At 42.5% G+C, this 16,912-nt stretch carries 9 protein-coding genes; 5 read left to right on the top strand and 4 right to left on the bottom strand.

Going from position 1 to position 16,912, the window contains the following annotated elements; translation table 11 throughout:
- Positions 1 to 111: 111 nt before the first annotated feature.
- Positions 112 to 1,047 (bottom strand): zinc-dependent alcohol dehydrogenase family protein, encoded by a 936-nt coding sequence (locus NFR51_RS05125; RefSeq protein WP_251712641.1) that lies wholly within the window; start codon positions 1,045 to 1,047, stop codon positions 112 to 114.
- A 223-nt stretch (positions 1,048 to 1,270) separates the two neighbouring features.
- Here NFR51_RS05125 and NFR51_RS05120 point away from each other — a divergent pair, with 223 nt between their 5' ends.
- A complete protein-coding gene (locus NFR51_RS05120; protein ID WP_251712640.1) occupies positions 1,271 to 6,409 on the top strand; it encodes a VWA domain-containing protein in 5,139 nt (1,712 codons plus the stop codon).
- Positions 6,410 to 6,685: 276 nt separating this feature from the next.
- Here the strand turns inward: NFR51_RS05120 and NFR51_RS05115 are convergent, their stop codons facing one another.
- The 3 genes from NFR51_RS05115 to NFR51_RS05105 all read right to left on the bottom strand — a co-directional run bounded on the left by NFR51_RS05115 (position 6,686) and on the right by NFR51_RS05105 (position 11,570).
- Positions 6,686 to 8,266, bottom strand: a complete 1,581-nt coding sequence (locus tag NFR51_RS05115) for a M28 family metallopeptidase (protein WP_251712639.1) — start codon at positions 8,264 to 8,266, stop codon at positions 6,686 to 6,688.
- A gap of 101 nt (positions 8,267 to 8,367) precedes the next feature.
- Positions 8,368 to 8,928 (bottom strand): SHOCT domain-containing protein, encoded by a 561-nt coding sequence (locus NFR51_RS05110; protein ID WP_251712638.1) that lies wholly within the window; start codon positions 8,926 to 8,928, stop codon positions 8,368 to 8,370.
- Positions 8,929 to 9,272: 344 nt separating this feature from the next.
- Positions 9,273 to 11,570 carry a Xaa-Pro dipeptidyl-peptidase gene (locus NFR51_RS05105; RefSeq protein ID WP_251712636.1) on the bottom strand — a complete coding sequence of 766 codons (2,298 nt, stop codon included), beginning with the start codon at positions 11,568 to 11,570 and terminating at the stop codon, positions 9,273 to 9,275.
- Positions 11,571 to 12,114: 544 nt separating this feature from the next.
- Here NFR51_RS05105 and NFR51_RS05100 point away from each other — a divergent pair.
- The 4 genes from NFR51_RS05100 (at position 12,115) to NFR51_RS05085 (ending at position 16,911) form a co-directional block, all read left to right on the top strand.
- A complete protein-coding gene (locus tag NFR51_RS05100) occupies positions 12,115 to 13,881 on the top strand; it encodes a hypothetical protein (RefSeq protein WP_251712635.1) in 1,767 nt (588 codons plus the stop codon).
- Between the two features lie 305 nt (positions 13,882 to 14,186).
- A complete protein-coding gene (locus NFR51_RS05095) occupies positions 14,187 to 14,390 on the top strand; it encodes a hypothetical protein (protein ID WP_202229806.1) in 204 nt (67 codons plus the stop codon).
- Between the two features lie 340 nt (positions 14,391 to 14,730).
- Positions 14,731 to 15,600 (top strand): aquaglyceroporin Gla, encoded by an 870-nt coding sequence (gene gla / locus NFR51_RS05090; protein WP_251712634.1) that lies wholly within the window; start codon positions 14,731 to 14,733, stop codon positions 15,598 to 15,600.
- Positions 15,601 to 16,059: 459 nt separating this feature from the next.
- Entirely contained in the window at positions 16,060 to 16,911 is an 852-nt protein-coding gene (locus NFR51_RS05085) for a MetQ/NlpA family ABC transporter substrate-binding protein (protein WP_251712633.1), read from the top strand.
- Position 16,912: the final 1 nt, after the last annotated feature.

Here is a 16,912-nt window from a genome sequence, read left to right as displayed (position 1 = left end):
TTATAGGGGATTGAAGCCTACTTAAAAACAATGTCTTTTCAGGGCGTGCTAGAGAGGCTGTTGCCTTTTTGAGAAAGGCAATGGCAAATTTTCTCAATGTTCAGGGCGCTTTTATGTAAATTTAATAAGAAGTTTCTTTTTATTTTTCTGTCCTAGAGTTTCGATAAGCTGTTCAAATGCTACAAACTCAAGGTCCTGGTTAATGAGTAGGCGACCATCCACGACAAACTTTGCCAAGAGTTTCATCCTGTCCTGCCATTCTTCTGGACTAAGCTGAGCATTCCAATGACGCAGATGAAAAATACCAGCCTCTATAGGAAGTTTTGCTAATTTGCCCCAATCTACCTGTTTTCCTGAAAGAAGACCAACTGCTTGAAACTTACCCCCCTGTCGGACACAAGCAGCCAAATCTGTCCCTGCTTGCCCACCAACACAATCAATGGCAGCATCAACCTGTAAACCTGTCAAGTCTGTACGTAATTCATGAGCACCACGTTCTTTTAGAATTTTGTGCTTCTCATGATGTCGTGTAATGGCGACAAAGTCGAAGCCCAGTATCTGTGAAAGTTGGGCAAAAAGTTGACCAAGGGAAGAACCAGCAGCATTTACAGCAAGCTTTTGCCCAGGCATCAATGTGAGTACTTCTGTACACAGAATCCAAGCCGTCAGCGGGTTGATATAAAGTTGGCTGGCCGAAAGAGAGTCAAGGGAATCAGGTATAAAAAACGCATGAGTGATGGGACATTTGACAAATGTCTGCCAAGTTCCTTCCCCCTCTAAAGGCAAAACGCGCTTACCTATGAGGTTCTCAGACAGCGCTGTACCGACTCCTACAACAACGCCAACTCCCTCATAACCAGCAAGTGCAGGTAAACATATCCGATGCGCATAGGCACCAGTTATAGGAAGGAGATCAGAAGGGTTGACAGGCGCATAGAGCATCTTTACAAGAAGTTCTTGATCTTGTAAACTTGGATGACGTCTTTCTTGGAGTTTTAAAACTTGATGAGGCTGACCAAAGGACTCGTAAATTAATGATTTGTACATAGCTTTCATTATAGCAAATCCTGTGAAAGGTGAAACACTGTTTTTTAAAATAAAAAAGATAGAAAAATTTCATAAATTCCATATTTTGTTAAAAACATAAATAAAGAAAAGAGTTTGACAAAAACAAAACTTATGTTAAACTTAAGTTATATAAAGCGTAAAATAGGATAGGAATGCGTAAAAAACATTCTTGGAACATTAAAACTGTAAATGAGTCCGTTTTATGAAGAGTAAATTACTTTTGAAAGTAATGAATATAGCTGCGTTGGCTTTACTTGTGATGCAAGTTTTACCTGCCTCCTCTCTTCGAGCTATAGCTGATACCTTAGACCTTGACGAACATTTACCGAGAGTCAACTTAACTGTGGCTGAGTTAGATGATGAAGATAAACCAGAGTTTATCATTCTGAAGGGTGAGGTAAGACAAGGGAAGGAAGCTGAAACAGCAGAAATCACCTTGTCTGGTGTTGATGCTGTACCTACAGAGGAAGAGAGGCCTCTTGCCGATTTGCCTGAATCATCCTACAAGGTTGCTGATAACAAAGTAACTCTGAGTTTGGCTAAGGCAAGTACAGGTAATTTTTCATTAAAATTACAAATCGTTAAAGAGAGTATCAAAGACGGTGAGATTCAGGTAACTTTGGGTGAGCAGGTCCTCACAGTGCCCTTAAAGACAGCAGAAAAAGAAGTCGAAACCAAGGATGAAGCAGCGAAGGCAGCATCAGCCACAGGAGGAAATGTTGCGCCCAGAACACGTGGCTTAGGTTTAAACTCCATATTGCCCACGGCCACTTATCCATGGTCTGTTGTGCCAGGCAGTAAAGCAGCTGACCCTGCAACAGATAATGTAGCCAACGTTTTCTCACCCCTTCCAACGGTAGATGACGGGCGTGTGTGGACAGATAAAACGGTATATCGTCTTGGCGGTCCAACAGATTTTGAAGTCACACTTTCAGCTCTTTCTCAAAGCGTGCCAACACGGGAAGGTTATCAAATCCCCGCGGATACCGTTTTTACTATTGACGTTTCTGGTTCGATGACCAAAATAGATCCAGGAGGTGGCCGTTCACGTATCGCACTGCTAGTGGATGCTCTGAACGAAGCGATAGGTATTTTACAAGATGCGAACCCGCTTAACCGTGTAGCTGTAGTCGCTTACGGCGGTCGTTCGGGTGGTTATGCCCGTGTCGAAAAGGTTTTAGAACTGGGACGTTATGTACCTAATGCCAGTGGAAACTTCTTTACCTTAGGCTCTAGTGGAGATACGGTTAATGTTAATGCTTCAGCAGGACAAGGAGGTACTAATCCTGTTGCTAACTCTATCCAAGTAGTAGGTTCAACACCAACACAGTGGGGGATTCGTGAATCTGCGCGTATCCTAGAAACTGCTACAGATAAACAGGTTAATGTTCCTGTAACTGATGCTGATGGGCAAGTATTGCCAGAAGAAGCTGAAGTTACACGCAGGCCCAATATGATATTGCTCACCGACGGTGAGCCGACTATGGGGCGTCCGGACTATGCTTTTGATTCTTCTGCCCCTGTCGTTCTAGGTCCAAATGGTAATCGTATAGATAATGTTGCAACGCCAGGTCAAGGTCCATTTTATGGCGATGGCTCTTACGGTGAGCAAGGTCTTGCCGTGATGACAGCTCTGACAGCAGCTTATAGAAAAACGACAGTTTCTGCTTCTTATTTCCCAAATGGGAATGTTGTTGGCGATGAAGGTCAACCAGAGGCTGGTGTTGGTTTCTTCACAATCTCTACAGGTGTTCAACCCACAGAATCACAAAGGGAGCTTATCACTGCAACTCTAAATCCGACTCCGACCAATACAGATAAAATCCTCCCCAATATTCGTCACAGCTTCTTAGGGAATAATTCTTCATACCTTCCAGGCCCGACTGTAACAGCGCCGTCAATGACAACCCTACTGAATAACTTTACTAACGGAGCTACGGGTAACTTCTTAGCGCAGTATCGCGCTAGCTTTGGCAATTATCAATGGAATGTTGCTGCAAGTACGGTAAATATTGCGAATACAACTGCAAGTCTAGCAGCGCCTGCTGACATAGCCTATGCTGATAACTTTTTTGAAGCGACCAATATTGAAGAGCTGCGAGCAGCCTTTCAACAAATCACGAGCAGCATTCAAGAATCAAGTAATAAACCTATCGTTGATATAGGCAACGAGGGAGATTTAGGTTCTGGCTCTCTTGACTTCTCCGATGTTCTTGGAGATTACATGAGCTTCACTGCCTTGAAGAGTATCAGATTTGCAGATAAAGGAAGCTTTACGCCTTCACAAAGTATACCAAGCGACTTCAGCCAAACATTAGCCAACTATGTCCGTGGGCAGGGTGGCTCTACCGGAGTAGCTCTGCTTCCTACGGGACCCGAAGTTGCTGCTATCCTTGGCAGTTTTGGAAATGGTCGTTTCACTTACTATGCAGACAACTATGGACACTATGTAGGGGCGACAAATCCTGGAGCTGCTGCCTTAAAGGTGGAAGTATATCCTTTCCAGCAGTCAATGATAAATAGTGAAGTAACTGGTAGTCAAGAGAGTATCAGCCGTCTCTTCTTCAGCGTAAGTACAGCTCTGAGAGATGTAAACGTTGAGACAGACTATGGTATTGGAGAGACAGGAACACGAAAACTTCTGAAAGCTGATCAGTTTGTACATTGGGGGATTCCAAGCGAGCTCTTACCTATGCGTACAGTTACCGCAAACAGTGGGAATGTCAGCATATCAGGAGACGAAGCGCCGATACAAGTCAAATTTGATGTAGCTTTAGATGAGCCCCGTCTTCTAGAAGCTTTTACTCAATCTCCAGAAAGTGTTCCAACACAGTTTTGGTCTAATGATTGGTCAACACCCACAGTTGAAAATGATTCTTTTGCGACTTTTGAACCAAGTGCTGATAATCCTTTCTATCAAAACATTGACGGTAACCGTGTCGTGAACAAAACAAAAAATGAAACAGGTTCTGATGCTTGGGTAAGCACACAGAGTATCACTCCAGACCCGACCAGAGCTGCAGGCGATAACATCGTTGTAAACACTCTTGGAAATAACGGAACTTTTGAACTTCAATATAACGGTCAAATTCAGATTCAGAAGGAATTTGTCTTCCAAGATGTAGATGGAACGAACCTCAACCTTTCTGAACTCCAAGAAGTTCTTGAGCAAAACGAACTTGATATTGCACCGCTTCAGTTTATCGTTCGAAGCACCGGTCTGTTGCCAGAAGAGGTTGGAACTGCCACGCTTGATTTGAATGACCCCACTGTACTCGCCCAAGCTCTAACGGACAATGGCAGGATCACTCTTAATATTGTGGCTGAAAATGGTCAGCCCTTGAACTTACAACCGGGCACCTACACAGTTACAGAGTCAGGGGGTGATGTGCTAAGCAACCCTTCAGATTTTGATTATATTCATGTTCCTGGAGCAGCGATGCAGCGCGTTACGGTTCCATCTGGCGGTACAGGGGTTGTGAGCTTTGTCAATATCTATGCGCGTGCAGCTGAAACTGAACTGCTCCGTGTTCAGAAAGTTTTCCATGACTTGGATGCGGCAGCTTTGGCACTTGCAGCAAATACCTTTAAACTTACAATAACAGCGGAGCAAGCTTTTACTGGTAATGACGCGGCGACACTCACTGGCCTTGGATTTACTGAAAATGCTGCTGGTCGTTTTGAAAGAACTCTTAATTATGATGAGGCTGTAGCCGGTATGAACTTCTCTGGAATACCAGAGGGGAATTATAAGATTACTGAAACAGGAACGGATGTTGCAGGCTATCGTCATCGACTTGCCCACTGGCGCTATGTCGATCTTCTTAACCCAGCGAATGCTGGTGATTCTGGTGAAACAAGCAGTACTTCACAAACAGTGACTGTAGGTCAAAACAGTCAGATTGTCTTCCGTTTCGACAACTACTATGAACCTTTAGGCTCCATTGACTTGACTAAGAATTTTGAAGGAGTGACTCTGGATCAGGTTCCAGAAAACTTCTATATCGAGATTACCAAAGCTGATGACCCTAACTTTGAAGCGATTAAGATTGACCGTGAAGACTTGACAGGTTTGAGCACGAATCAGAAAATTTCAGATCTTCTTCCTGGTGAATACACAATCACAGAGTACAACTATGAGATTGGTAACCGAGACTTTGAAGGAAATGCTCAGATAGAAAGAGACTTGCAAACGACGCCGCAAGGTCAACAACCGATTTACAAGGTAACTATTCCGGGTCTTATCGGAAATAACGATGTAACAGTCAATATCTACAATCGTTATCTCCAAGGTGCAGAAATCTTGCCACCAACTCCAGTTTATCCTGTTCAACTGAAAAAAGTAGACCAACATAACCAAGGTGTTGCTGGAGCAATCTTTAGGCTTGAAAAACGCAACCCTCAGACCAATCAATGGCAAACCTATGTTAACAATTTAACTTCTAACAATGAAGGCATAGTTAATACAGCTGTGGGAGAACCAGGAGACTATCGTTTCGTCGAAACTCAGGCACCTCCAGGTTTTGAAATGGCTGAAAATCCTATAAGCGAAGTCAAAACGATTGTTGACGGAGGTGTAGGAACAAATGACAATCCCGTTTATTTTGGTGAGATCGAAAACCATATGAGAACAATCATTCAGCTGAAAAAAGTGGATGAGAGTGGAAATCCACTAGCAGGTGCAGTATTCAAGGTAGAATTCCTCAACAATGGGACTTGGGAAACGCTTGCTACAGGTTTGACTTCTACTGCAGATGGTTTCGTAAGGCTTGATGTAGAAAAGGATGGACGTTACCGCTTTATTGAAACGCAAGCTCCCGCTAACTACGTCCTTGATACAACACCAAAAGAAGTGACAGTAACTGCGGGTGAGCGCCCAATCTTCGAAGCCGGCACTTTGGAGAATAAGCGTGTAGAGGGCCCACATGTGCAGAATAGTGCACTCCAACTTCTGAAAGTTGATGGGCAGGACAAGCCACTTGCGGGTGCGATATTTAGGGTAGAAATCTACAATACAGAAAGCCAAGCTTGGGATATATTGGCTGACCATCTGCAGTCTAATGCTGATGGTCGCGTAACCGTAAGTGTGCCTGGCCCAGGACGTTATCGTTTTATTGAAACCCAGGCTCCAGACAGTTATATTCTAGATGAAACACCAAGGGAGATAACCGTAGGAGAGGACGTATCCGGAGTGATTGATGCAGGAAAACTGGTCAATAAACCAAGACCTCATCTTCCGATTGTCGGAGAAAACCTAGGACTGTGGCTTCTTGGTTTGGGATTGGTCTTTCTTCTAGGTACGAGTCTCCTCCTCCTCAGGAAGAAAAAGAGTAACCACTAAAAAATGTCGATCTTTATAGAAGACAATAACACAGTACACTTTAGAGAAAAACTCTAGAGAAACAGCTCCGAACGTCGGAGCTGTTTTCTTTATCAGATAAGGAAGGGGGACTTGGAGAGGGAACTTTCTTTGCCTTCTCTTAGATGATATAACATTATTTCCAAGATGAGAGTTCATATCAGTAAAACTATCTATTTTCTATGAAAAAAACTCCGATGTTTCATTTAAGAATCGGAGTTTTAATGATGGGCTTCTCTTACCTAAAGCTATACAGGTTCATGAGGGTGTACTTTTAGGATAATTTTTAGCCAACACGTAAAATAGGATGATAAACAAGACATAGTACAAAGCTGGTATTGGTAGAGCCATACCTAAGACGAAAGTCATGATAAACAGTAGCGGAAGATACAGTAGCCCGAGTAAGACGCCAGAAACATAGTACAATATCTTATTTTGTGGAAGTAAAAGTCTTGCAGCTATTAATAGTACAGGTAGGAGTGAGAAGTACTCTGTACCTGGCATTAATACTGCTTGGGCAAGCCCCAAAGCGAGAAAAACTCCAGCTATGCTAACGGCAAATGTTTCATACTGTATAAAACGAGCCAGTCTTTTGAGATAAAAATAGGAGGCAAGAGGGAGAAGAACTGCCAGCAAAAGACCACTAATGATTAAATAGGGGTGATGATCCACTGTCCTAAAGAAGAGCATAAAAGCACCCACGGAAATTCCAGCATAGAGTATCAACAGCAGCACGACCCCAGCAATGGAAGTGAAAATTCCTTTTAGACTGATTTGCAGTTCTTGACGTTTGAGTAGGATTAAGCCGATAAGAGAAACTATCGCGAGGAGAGAAATTAGACTTCTTACAACTCCGCCATATTGGATGAAAACATGGTAAGCCAGCATAAAGTGAGTGGTAGGTGCTTCAGCTTCAAAATCCTCTGCCCACTCTGTTTGCGAAACTTGTTCCATGAGTCTAGACATGACATCTATAGAGTGTGTAACAGTTCCAGGAGAGAGGTTTTCAATAACATCGCTGGGAACGTGGTAGTGCCATGGTCTAGTAAAGTTGACAAGCGACATGGCAGGTATGTCAGCTTTTGCAAAAAATCTTTCATCTAGAGGGTGCGCATCAGCTAGGACAGAAAAACCTGTAGGGTTAGAGACTGCCTTGAAAAATTGATTGGAAAACTCATTGGCACCGCCTATAGGAAGGATTGGCCCATTACCTACGACATCAAAATTTAAAGCAAAAATAGTATTTTCTAACAAATCAGGATGTTCTTTGACAAACTGTCCTGCACCAAAGCCGAACTCATGACCATCAGAGAAAAGGACTTGTATCCCGACTTCAGGTTTTTCTCCCCGCTGATGAAAATCAATAAATGATTCCAAAAGAGCTGCCACAGAGGTAGCGTTGTCAGCCGCTCCTGGACTATCTGGGAAACTGTCATAATGTGCGTTAAAAATCACAAATTTGTCGGAAGTGCCCGGAATGTAAGAATAGATATTCCGCGTAGAGGTTGATTCGATCACGTCAGGGGAAAAACCTAGATTCTCCACCCAAAGTTTTAACCTGTCTGCACCTAAGATACTATCTTCTGGAACCAAGTCATGTTCGGTCACCATTACAGGTAACCCTGCATCTTCCAAGCGCTGAACAATATGATTTTCTGTACGCCTTAGATGTTCTGGCGAAAAAATCATCCGTGGTTCAGTTGACATAAACTCCACAGTGTCCCATGCAGCTGAGGTCAGAGGCGAATCTGGCGCTCTTGGTGTAATAAAAGCTGTGAGAGAAAGCGCTGCAAGAAGCAGCATGAGGGCAGGGCGCAGTATATGTTTTAGTTTTTTCATTTTTACAGTCCTACTTTCGGTTATTTTTTTCTAAAAATGGTGTTTTATGTGTGTACAGTAAAGAGAGGAACAGCTGGTCAAGTTTTAACTAGATAAAAAGTTCAGGTTTCATTTTCGATTTTTTGACATTTCTCCTCAAATTCTTCCTGACTTAAGATTCCTTTATCTAACAAAGCATGTAACATGGCTATACTGTCTTCGGGACGATTAACAGTATCTCGGTCTGCTTTTTCTTTTTTAGACTTGAAGTAGTCCTTGACATTCAAAGCAATCATAATAACAATGTAGCCCAGAGTTCCATCAACAAGTGTTCCCATCCAAAGGCTTCTATCATAGCCTTGCCAAGCAAAAAGCATTAAAAATAGTAAAACAGCAATCATAGAGAGATAGCCCGATACATAGTACATAATGTGTTGTTTCAACGTTTCTTTTTGACTTTTTTTGTTAAAAATAATTTTTTCAAAATAATAAAACAGAATAACACCGATGATAAGTAACAGATCTCGGCTTATAAAGCGCTCCAAAAATTTTTGAGCAGTGCTACTCAAGTCCAGTCCATTCATAGTCGTGATAGTTTCATACCAGTACATGATTTTAGAAATAGCCAGGTAAGTGAATAAGATTTTAGTGATAGGGAGCTGCTTCTTTTTTAACTTTTTCATAAGTACCTCCTACATAATGCAGGTTGCTTTCACTTTTGTTGTTTTTAGTCTCCTCTAATGCAAGAGCTTCAATATAAAAATTTTGAAAAAGTCTGTAGGAGACTGCCTGACATGTGTTTTTCTTCCTACATTCTAGCCATTTTGACTGTCTGAATATTTTCTTGATTGGAGTAAGTGTTTGATTGCAATATGATGATATATTTATAACTATTTTATAACATTTCTGTGACGTTTCAAACTGATATAGACAAGTGACTGTGACATTTATCTTCTTGTCTGGGGTTAAAAATTTTATTCAGATAAAAAAGCCTTGCTTATTTCAGCAAAGGCTTTGTTTTATAGAGTTATTTCGAAGAGACAGGGAAAATAATCTTAGAGGAACCAAGGTCAACTTCATAGGTTACTTCCCGGTTGTCGCGGACAGTATGCTCGAAGTCAGTGCTATAAAGCAAGAGACGAAGTTTGTCCCCTTTTTCGAATTGATAGATTGTTGGCTGTAGCTTAAGGCTGAAAGTTATCCATTCATTTTCGGGTACAGGATTAACAGTGAGGAGGTCTTCCCGGTTTTGAAGATTGAGGAAACCTTTTGTTACAAGTTGATAAGGACTATCTGTCAAAGGAATTTCCATCAGATTTTCCAGCATGAAGTTCCGACCACGGTCTAGGGCTTTCAAGTCCAAGTTTTGGGCTTGGTCGGACAGGCGTTTTTTTGAGCCGAAGTCAAGAAGTTGTGCCGAAAGAATTGCCTTACTGTCGTTAACTTTTACTTTAAGGTCCAGTTGGATCTGTCCGCTAAGCAGCATAGCTTCAGAAAGCTCTAAATCTACAAGAGCAGCTTGGCCCTTGCCTTCAAACAAGTCCTTCTTGAAGTTTTGGAAGTTTTTACTGTAAGCATCGAAAGTCTTTTCATCATAATGATTTTCAAACTTTAGGATAGAAGCAGCTGTTTTCCCCAGTGGCAATGTTACAGTTTCTTTTTCTGTCCAGTCTTGGAGACCAATCCAGCTCTGTGCTTTGCCATTTTCTTGCAAGACAACTGGTGGTAAATCTAGAGTAAGTGCTCTGTTCAGAAGTTTAGCTGTGAAATAACTGTTTATAGTTTCACTAAAGTCAATAGACTGCCAGTTATTCATATAAATATGGGCTCCGCGATGCAAGAAAGCATGTTTAGTTACATCTTTAGGAAGCGCTCGCCAAAAATGGTAGGCGTGATCAGGCGTTACATTCCAATCTTGCAAGCCATGGACGATAAGAACATCTGCCTTGGTTTTTTCAGCATGTGGCAGGTAGTTGCGGTCGTGCCAATATTGGTTATAGTCTCCGGTCGTACGGTCAAGTGCTTCAAGCATCTGTGAAAGCTGCTTTTCATATTGCGCATTGGCAGCAAGAAAGTCAGCGCCCTGAAGATTACGTGAATAAGTAAGGGCCGCTAAGACATCCAGGTCTTCGCCAGGATATCCGCCGGGTGAACGAACTAGACCATTTTCACGATAATAGTTGTACCAAGAGGTGATGCCGGCTTCTGCCACGATGACTTCTAAACCATCAATACCTGTAGTCGCGGCACCGTATGCCATTGTTCCCAGATAAGATTTTCCAGTCATGGCTACCTTGCCATTGGCCCAGTCAGCGGTAACTTCCTGTGCTCTATCACGTGAGATGAAGGCACGAGTGCGGCCGTTTAGCCAGTCGATGACCGCTGTCATGCTATAAATCTGCTGGTAGTCACCAGAAGTTTGAAAGCCATCCGAGTCCATTGTACCAACACCTGCTACATAGATAGAGGCGAAACCGCGTGCTAAGAAATAGTCATTAAGTGAGTAAGTCCAACCATGTGTAAATTTTTGTGTCAAGGCTTCTGTTTGAGCTTTCGGAGTTACTTCTTGTTCATAATCAGGAAGGGTGGGGAGTTGAGTTTCAACACTAATGTTGCCAGAAGGCTTCTCATCCAAGGGGATATTCATGTCATGCAACTGCTTGTCATTAGCAATTTCATTTATTCCTAAGTGATAAGGGCTGGCGGTCATAACAGCGGGAAGCTTGTCTTCAAATGTCGGGCGGATAATTTGAACCTTAATCAAGTCAAATTTTCCCGTATTATAAGTATCAACCTTTGACTCTACCCAAACTGTTTCACGAATCAATTGTGCAGTATCAAAGGTTGCGAGAGACTTGTCATTGAAAAAATGATAAGTGTTACTTAGGGGAAGAAGACCTTCGGACACCCAGTGTTCAACAAGTGTCATACCGTTTTTACAGCGGCTGCACAGAAGAAGGTAAAGTGTTCGGATAAGAGCTTCACTGTCAAGATTCTCCTCGTTCAGCATAGGGATATTTATTGATTTTGCAAATTTTTCTGCTTGGTCTACCTGAAATTCAAAATGAGGAACAAAGCCAAGCAGCTGTAAGCTGATGGTCCAAAAGATATCCCATGTCAGTTCTTGATCAGAAGCAAGAAAATCTTGGAAAGAGTTTGTAGATGTCGCTTGGAGTCCCTCGCTTTCCACAGGAGAAACAGTCAAAAAGTCTTTGAGTATTTTCTTTTCTTCCCAGAAAACAGACCAGGTAAAGCCAAGGTGGTCCAGTTCGAGCAACTGTTCATCAAATGTTTTTTCAACGATAGAAAAGTGATTAAATTTCATGCAGTATCTTCCTTTCGGTACATCATCTACAGCCTATTATAACAGAAAAGCAGCTCGCCTGCTTTTCACCAATCGAATATTGTCTAATAAGAAGCTTGGTCAATCCTTATAGAGGCTGACGTTTATCGTAAGCAGCTTTAGGTGCGATGATGACAATAGCTTTTAATATGCCGTTAATAATGCGTATAGAGAATGGTCAAAGTAGGAAAAGGCTGCTTTTTTATAACCGATTTCTCCAAGAATAGCAATGTAACAAAACATTATGATAACATTTCATAAATATTAAGTAACATGTTAAAATATAATGAGAGATACCATTGTATTTGGAGAAACACCCCCAATGACTTATAATCAGACAACACAACACAACACAACACATAAACATAAACATAAACAGGCGGTAGATTACCCTTCTTTTCTGCATGCACCAAAACGTTCCGGATGACTGGGACGTTTTTTGCCGTGCGCTAGCCTATCATGCACTAAAATGCATAAGAATATTATATTAACCCTTAGAACATAAAAAGAAAAGAGGAAGTGTGACATGCACTCAACAAACAGAAAAAAACTAGGAATTCTTTTGGCCATACTGTCGGTCCTGCTGCTCATCTCAGGAACCTTCGCATGGTTCTCCTTCACACAGCGGGCCATCAATGACCGTAGTGTCAGTGTCAACTTTGAAGAAGTCGGCCGCCTGCACGACTACTTTGACCGCGCCTCAGGCAACAAGGATGTCTTCGCGGAGAACTTTGGTGATGCGCCTATCTTGGTGCGCGTTAAGCTCCTCGAATACATGGAAATCAATGGCGAGTCTCTGGTCCAAGCCGACCCACAAGAGGTGGCAGAGGGCAACGCAGTACAACCCATCAAGGAAGACACGGGCACATGGACCCCTTGGACACCAGAAGCCTCGGGCAACACAGTCGGCCAACGTGTCGGACCGGGTGCCGTCTTCAACGCCCGGGCCCGCTGGACTGTCGGCTGGCAGCCTCGCGCAGCCACAGACGGCTCAGGTCAGCTGAATGCTCCTTACTTCATGCCGACCTTTAACCGTGCCCGCGACAACCATAAGACAGCCGCTGCAGGCGATGGGCGTGACTGGACCCAGTCGGGAGAAGAGGCCGATACCTCTGTCAGCGCCAACGGAACCAATGCCGGAGCAGATGCCACAGGGGTCACTCATCCCGGGAATGGGACAGATGGCTACTGGACCAACGGCAGTACAGCCACTTCTATTTTAGGGACACCGCCTGATACAGAAGACGGGCCACACACGGCTCGTCAAACCGTCCTCCAAGACCAGCCGGTCATGTTGCTCAGCCAGTGGAATGCCTTACCCGTGCAAGACCGTGTGGGGAACTTCTGGGTGGTGGATCCTCAAACAGGTTGGGCTTACTGGGCCAATCTGCTCTTCCCAGAGGAAGCGACATCCTTCCTCCTTGACCAAGCCACTCTTGCCATAGGGGGGCTCAGAGGGGACTTGTATTACGGGATTAAGGCTGTTGCCAATATGGTTGCCAACACAGATGGCGATGTGGCAGCCCTGTGGGAAGGCAGCAACGAGGAGCACAGCGCCCTCGCCAAACAGCTGGTGGATGAAGTCCGCAGCGGTATGCCAATCCTAGGTGAAATGACACCGGGTCAAACATTCTCTATGCGTGGCACGCAGTACCGCTATCTTGAAAACAAGGGCGGTGGGAATCACTTGGTACAAACTGCTGATTTTCAGATTAATAGTGCATGGAATACCAATGCTGGTGTAGACAGCTATAATGGTTCAACTTTAGATAATAACATGAAGAACTGGCATGATAATCTGCCAAGCGTTGTTCGCCGTCAGGTCCAACCCGTGCAAAAAGAATTTACTGGAGTGGGTCCGGATGCACATATTAGTGAGTGGTGGTCTGGTAGTTGGGGTGCTCATCCAGGCGTGGGGATACCAATTGTAGGCGAACCTCGAGCCTTTATTTTAGACTTTGAAAACCCAGCCTTTACGGCTGCTTTGAAAAATGACTTTGCGACAGTTGACCCTAACGGAGAGAAGAAGGCCTTTTCTCTTTCTGTAGCTGAACTCAATAATATTTCGGGCCCAGGCAAAGCTTTTCCAACGATGGCTTCACGAGTAACTGCTGGAGGTGGGACACGTACCCCGTATAACGATAGCTTTCCTTGGGTAGTGAATGGAGGCGTAGATTCACCTGGTTCATTTAACTTCTTTCATCATGCGAACGGACTCAAAACGGTAGTCATGCCTCAATCCCCAGCTATGCTCCTCCGCGACCAAGACGGCGCATGGACATCAAATCTTTAAAAACACTTAGCAAACGAGACATTTTATTTGAGTCGTCGTGCGGAGCTGTGCAAGAAAACATAGCTTATTTTTCCTTTATTTTTAGTTTTAAGTCAATAAGAACATAAGATTCAAGTAAGTTTCTTCCTTTCCTCATTCCTCTCCAGCCTTAAACTTTAGGCCTTTTCCCTCGACTGCTCACTATTAGTATTCTTAGTCATAAGAAGGGAATGTGTGATTTAGAAAAATAACTTTGCTTGAACATCAAACAAAAAGAGTGCTATAATAGAGGGGTTAAGAAGAACAAAGCATAGAGGAGAATGATTATGAAATTCAAATTCAGTGGCCTTTCTTCATATGAGGAAAAAGAAATGCCAAACTTTATGGGAGAAGCAGAGTCACATACTGTCATCAAAGAGTTTGACAGCATGGAACAGGCCGTTCAGCATGTTGCTGCTCACAGCGGTTTTATGGTAACAGACAGTGGCAAGTTTGCTTTCCATGTCCGTACTATCACTCAAGTTGACTAATTAAACTTTACAAAACGTGCTTTGAGCACGTTTTGTATTTTTTTGAAAAGAGAACAGAGAGAGTTGTAACGCGCTCTAAAATTTTGAGGCAGCCCTAAAGCGTCTGCTTGCCTTTTTTTGTAAGACTTATAAGAAATTTGACAGCCGGAAAAATATAAAACGCTTACGCCGAGCTGGTTTTCAAGAAGTTTCTCTCAAAGCAATTTTTCTTTTCAAGTATTTGCATCTTTTTAGCGAAAATGAAAAAAACATGCTATAATGTCTAGGTATAACAAAAGAGCTTAACATGAGTTAATCTCGTTTTTATTTTGTCATTAATTTTTATTATTTGGAGGAATTCATGGACTATTCATGGACAGTGAAATATCTCACTGAATTTATTGGCACTGCACTTTTGCTTATCTTGGGTAATGGTGCAGTTGCTAACGTTGAACTCAAAGGCACAAAAGCCTTTGGCCAATCTTGGCTGATTATCGCTTGGGGTTACGGCCTTGGTGTAATGTTGCCAGCTGTAGCTTTAGGAAATATTACAGCTCAGATCAACCCAGCCTTTACGCTTGGACTTGCAGCATCAAACCTTTTCCCTTGGGAACAAGTACCTTTTTACATCCTCGCTCAACTTCTTGGAGCGATGTTTGGACAATTGATTGTCGTAATGGTTTACCGTCCTTACTATCTTAAAACAGAAAATTCAAATGCTATTTTAGGAACATTCTCAACAATCGATAACGTTGATGATGGGACAATCACTACGCATACAGGTGCCTTGATTAATGGCTTCTTGAATGAGTTCGTTGGGTCATTTGTGCTCTTCTTTGGTGCTATGGGCTTAACAAACCTTTATCGTGGGAGCGAATCAATCAAATGGATGACCGAATATGCAGCTAAACAAGGTGCAGATACAACAAGTGCTGATGTTACAGGACAAATCGCAGCATCAGTCTCAGGAGCAGCTTCATCCTCAGCAATCAGCCACGTTGTTCTTGGCTTCCTTGTTCTTGTGTTGGTTGCTTCACTTGGTGGTCCTACAGGTCCTGGTTTGAACCCAGCACGTGACCTTGGTCCACGTATATTGCACTCACTCTTGCCAAAATCAATTTTGGGTGAACATAAAGGGGAGAGCAAATGGTGGTATTCATGGGTACCTGTTACAGCACCTATCCTTGCAGCTCTTGCAGCTGTCGCTTTGTTCAAGATTATCTACCTCTAATGTTGGACTTTGACCTTCATCTTCGGATGAAGGTTTTATTATTTCAAATGCGGTGATTAAAAATTTGTAATTCTAAATCGAAAATAATTTGCTAAAATAAAACCATAGTCAAAAACAAAGAAATAAAAGCGACTAGGAGAGTAGGAGTGAAAGTTAGCACAGGGAGCTTGCGGATAGTGAGAGCAAGACTAACGGAAACTTTGAAAATGGCCTAGAAATCGCGTGGCAGTGAGTTCAGTTTTTGAATAAACTGTCAACGGAGTGGTTCTCGTTATTGAACACATTATTTTTGGAACAATCTTGTTTGTTACCAAAGATAGTTAGCAAGGTGTAGAAGGTTTTTTGTCATCTTTTACATGAATTAGAATGGTACCACGGCAGTTCGTTTCTATTATTTAGAGGCGGATTATTTTTTTGTTTTTGATTATTTATTGCACTTTATAAAAGGGAGAGGTCATTATGAAAAAGAAAACAAGAAACAGAGTTATTGCAGTTGTAGCAGTAGTAGTTGTCGCCCTTATCGGTTATTTCTCATTTTTCAAAAAAGAAGCTGTGGCAGATAAAACGGTTAAAGTCGGAATTATGTCAGGTTCGAAAGAAAGTACAGAAATTTGGAATTCTGTTGCCAAGAAAGCGAAAGATCAGTATGGAATCAACTTAGAGTTTGTCCGTTTTACCGATTATAATCAGCCTAATACTGCCTTAGTCAACGGTGATGTAGACATCAACGCTTTCCAGCACTATGCTTTCCTTAATGAGTGGAATCAAGCCAACAAGGCTGACTTACAACCTATTGGTGATATCCTGATTTCACCTATCCGTCTTTACTCTAAAAAATATACGAATGTTCAAGATATCCCTAATAAGGGAACAATCGCTGTACCCAACGATACTTCTAATGAAAGCCGTGCCCTTCATGTTTTGGAAGGTGCAGGTCTGATTAAGTTGAGTACAAAGGCAGGTGCTTTAGCGACAATCAAAGACATTACAGAAAATCCGAAAGACTTGACCATTAAAGAGTTGGACGGTTCGCAAACTGCTTCAGCATTGTCTTCAGTTGATGCTGCTGTTGTAAACAATGACTTTTCCGTTCCGGCAGGTCTAACAAGCAAAGAAGTTATTGCTACAGAGCCACTGAATAAGGATTCCAAACAGTGGATCAACATCATTGTAGCCAAGAAAGAAGACAAGGATAACAAACTTTATCAAGATGTAGTCAAAGCTTATCAAACAAAAGAAACAGAAGATTTGTTTGCAAAACTCTATCCTGAAAAAGGTACAATTCCTGCTTGGGACTTGAACTTGAAATAAT

It is taken from the genome of Lactococcus ileimucosae (genome assembly GCF_943193185.1).
Taxonomy (GTDB): Bacteria; Bacillota; Bacilli; order Lactobacillales; family Streptococcaceae; genus Lactococcus; species Lactococcus ileimucosae.
The sequence above is the reverse complement of the archived record's forward strand: the minus strand, read 5'-3'. Positions and strand labels throughout refer to the sequence as shown.

Excerpts from the sequence above, each read along its gene's own strand:
- NFR51_RS05095 (WP_202229806.1), top strand. The coding sequence starts at position 14,187 with ATGAAATTCAAATTCAGTGGCCTTTCTTCATATGAGGAAAAAGAAATG.
- NFR51_RS05110 (WP_251712638.1), bottom strand. The coding sequence starts at position 8,928 with ATGAAAAAGTTAAAAAAGAAGCAGCTCCCTATCACTAAAATCTTATTC.
- NFR51_RS05100 (WP_251712635.1), top strand. The coding sequence starts at position 12,115 with ATGCACTCAACAAACAGAAAAAAACTAGGAATTCTTTTGGCCATACTG.
- gla (WP_251712634.1), top strand. The coding sequence starts at position 14,731 with ATGGACTATTCATGGACAGTGAAATATCTCACTGAATTTATTGGCACT.
- NFR51_RS05105 (WP_251712636.1), bottom strand. The coding sequence starts at position 11,570 with ATGAAATTTAATCACTTTTCTATCGTTGAAAAAACATTTGATGAACAG.
- NFR51_RS05115 (WP_251712639.1), bottom strand. The coding sequence starts at position 8,266 with ATGAAAAAACTAAAACATATACTGCGCCCTGCCCTCATGCTGCTTCTT.
- NFR51_RS05120 (WP_251712640.1), top strand. The coding sequence starts at position 1,271 with ATGAAGAGTAAATTACTTTTGAAAGTAATGAATATAGCTGCGTTGGCT.
- NFR51_RS05085 (WP_251712633.1), top strand. The coding sequence starts at position 16,060 with ATGAAAAAGAAAACAAGAAACAGAGTTATTGCAGTTGTAGCAGTAGTA.
- NFR51_RS05125 (WP_251712641.1), bottom strand. The coding sequence starts at position 1,047 with ATGTACAAATCATTAATTTACGAGTCCTTTGGTCAGCCTCATCAAGTT.